Genomic DNA, 2,848 nt, shown 5'->3' with positions numbered 1-2,848 from the left:
GTCCAGAGCAGGATAACGATCAGGGTCAAAGGCCGGAGTCGTGAAACGGTCAACGGGACAATGAGTCTCCGTACACTCCCAGGATCCTCTCACCCCACACGTTTATATCATAATCAGTCACAGCCCTTTCTCTGAGAGTTGCACCCACAGTACTCGCCATGTCTGGATCAGAAAGCATCGCGAGAACACATTCCACGAGCTCCCCCACATCCTGTTTTTTTACCACCATGCCCGAACCACCCAGGATCTCAACTGTTCCACCTGCATCAGTCGCCACGCATGGCAGGCCGCAGGACATGGCCTCGAGTACCGCTATCGGTACGCCCTCTGTATCAGAAGTGAGAACAAACAGGTCCATAAGGGGCAGCACATTCTCAGGATACTTCTCCATTCCCGGAAGTACTATCCATGAACCTGCCCCGGCCTCGGCCACCTTCCTCTCGAGAAGAGGCCGCTCTGGACCTTCCCCGATTATAACGAACCGGGGACCGGAAGATCCCGGAAGCGCTCTGTTCCGCAGTTCGACAGCCATTTCGATGAACAGGGAATGATTCTTCACCTTTTTCAGCCCCCCGAGTGTGCCGACTACGACCCCCTCAGGTTCAAAGCTTCCAAATAACCTTTCCTCCCATTCCCTGCGCCCTGTCGTTCTTTCTGCGCCACTCACAGGGTGGAATCTCGAAGTATCTACTCCGTTCGGGATCACGCTGATCCTCTCGTACGGAAAGCCCAGCTTCCTCGCTTCTTCCCTGGCCTCGTCACTTACTGATATCACCCTGCTGTATAGATGCCTCAGAAGCCTTACTATCGATCTTCTGAACCCATTGAATTCCAGCCCGGTACTGTGCCTGGTCGCCACTACCGGCACTCTCGAAAGAAGTGACGCTGCGATCCCGACGATCTCCCCGTGATAGAGATGAGCATGGATGATATCAGGAGCAAAAACACGGACCGCCTTTTTCAGGTCGGCAAGGATCGAGGGAAACAGCAGTCGATATAGCGATGAGATCTCGAATGGCAGCAGTTCCACTCCCTCCCGGCTCAATCTTTCAGCGACAGTGGATCCTGATCCTGAAAGATGAAGAACAGCTGGAACCTTTCCCTTCCCCACAAGAAACCGGCAAAGATCGAGGATATGCATCTCGGCTCCCCCCACACTCAGGGAACTCGTTACGATTAGTATCCGCTCCGGCCTCACCTTTCCGTCCTCCTGCCCTCTCGAAACACTTTTATCAACTTTGTCACAGCATCCGGAAACCTCATGAGATCCTCCCGGCCTGGTACCAGTATTGAGGATACGGGCAATCCGTTTATTCTCACGAATGCCCAGAGGATGATAATAAAATGCAGCGTATAGGATATCGATGTCGCTAATGCAGCTCCGAGGATCCCGTATTTCGGGATAAACAGAATATTGCAACCTACATTGGTTATCAGTGCCACAAATCCTGTCAACATATTTACCCTGGGATGACCGCGTGCCAAAAGGTCGCTGCCAAGCACCCTGGCAAGACTCGCCGAAAGGACTCCAGGCAGAAGAAACACAAGAGGTGCGAAAGCGGAAGAGAAAAGGTCGGAATAGAGCAGGACAATGAGTGGCCTCGCTACTACAGCAAGGACAATGCATACAGCCGTCACTATCAAGACCACTTGCCGGCAGACTATCGAGGTCTGGATGTTGGCTTCTTCGTCGCTTCCATGAGCCACCCGTGGATACAGGACAATTGCGAGAGTATCAGGAAAAAACCAGATCTTTTCTGCTATCATCACGGATATTGAGTAAAATCCAACAGCTTCGACAGACATGAAGAAGTTCAGCAGGAGCAAATCGACACGAAGGTTGAGAAAGCCCAGAAAACTCGTCATATGTCCCATTACCCCGAACCCCATCGCCGATTTTACGATCCCGCCATCCCACCGCGGCCTGAGCTTTACCTTCCGGCTCCAGACGAATAGAACCAACATGGCCGCAACGAAAAGAGAGAAAGTAAACATGCCTACAACAACGAGAAGCTTTGAGTCTGGAAAGAACCAGGCTACCAACAGGAAAGCGAGAAGAAAGAAGACTGGCTGGACGAGTTCGATGATATTGAACGCCCTGAAATCCGCGTCAGCCCTGCTCAACATCTGAAAGTTATATAGTATTATTGAGAATGGGATACTGCAGAGAGCGATTATGATCAGGCCGACCGGAACGTCAGGCAGGATGCGGGGCACTGCTACAGGGGCCAGAATCAATGAAAGGGACATCGCCAGCCCACCGATAAGCAGAGATAGTGACAGCCATATTCCGGCCAGGATTGTCTTGTCTATCTTTCTTCGACCAAGGAAATATCCCGAGCCACTTCCAAGGCCCAGATTCGTCAGGCTGTAGATCACAGAAGCGGAAAGTACCGCGAGTGAAAGCATCCCCTTGCCCTCGGCACCCAGCATCCTGGCGATCACGATGCTGGTGATCAGCCCGGTGATCAGAAGGCCCATCTTCGTGACAAAGGTGTATGAGACATTTTTCAGAAATGACATCCTTGTCTCCCGATTAACTAAAAGAGGGCCGATCACCGGATCCCGATAAGACCCTTGACCTGCCCTTGTTCAGTCTGTCATCTATACTTCCGTCAAGTTATCTTGTTAACCTTCTCGACGCGCTTGGACCCCTTTTTCTTGCCTTCAATGACCCTGAGCTTCGGTATTCCGAGATGATGGTCTTCCAAACCACGGGTCGTCTCAGCTTTCTCCCATGAAGAGAGTCGCCCCCCGGAACTGTACGTCATGATAGCGGCAAGAGCCGCTGCATTGACCATCACAAAATAGAAAGGTATGAAAAATACGCGAGACCTTATCCTGCCCC

The 2,848-nt window shown here is 51.8% G+C and carries 3 protein-coding genes; all 3 read right to left on the bottom strand.

Going from position 1 to position 2,848, the window contains the following annotated elements:
- Positions 1-49: 49 nt before the first annotated feature.
- Complete coding sequence (locus KOO63_11080) at positions 50-1,198, bottom strand: glycosyltransferase (GenBank protein ID MBU8922348.1); 1,149 nt, start codon at positions 1,196-1,198, stop codon at positions 50-52.
- On the bottom strand, positions 1,195-2,523 hold the full coding sequence (locus tag KOO63_11075; GenBank protein MBU8922347.1) for a polysaccharide biosynthesis C-terminal domain-containing protein: 1,329 nt from the start codon (positions 2,521-2,523) through the stop codon (positions 1,195-1,197). Before KOO63_11075 ends, KOO63_11080 begins: the two co-directional genes overlap by 4 nt.
- 92 nt (positions 2,524-2,615) lie before the next feature.
- The coding region (locus KOO63_11070) for a hypothetical protein (protein MBU8922346.1) at positions 2,616-2,848 on the bottom strand (233 nt) is incomplete at its 5' end.

The organism is Candidatus Latescibacterota bacterium, assembly GCA_019038625.1.
In the GTDB taxonomy this organism is placed as follows: Bacteria; Krumholzibacteriota; Krumholzibacteriia; order Krumholzibacteriales; family Krumholzibacteriaceae; genus JAGLYV01.
The sequence above is the reverse complement of the archived record's forward strand: the minus strand, read 5'-3'. Positions and strand labels throughout refer to the sequence as shown.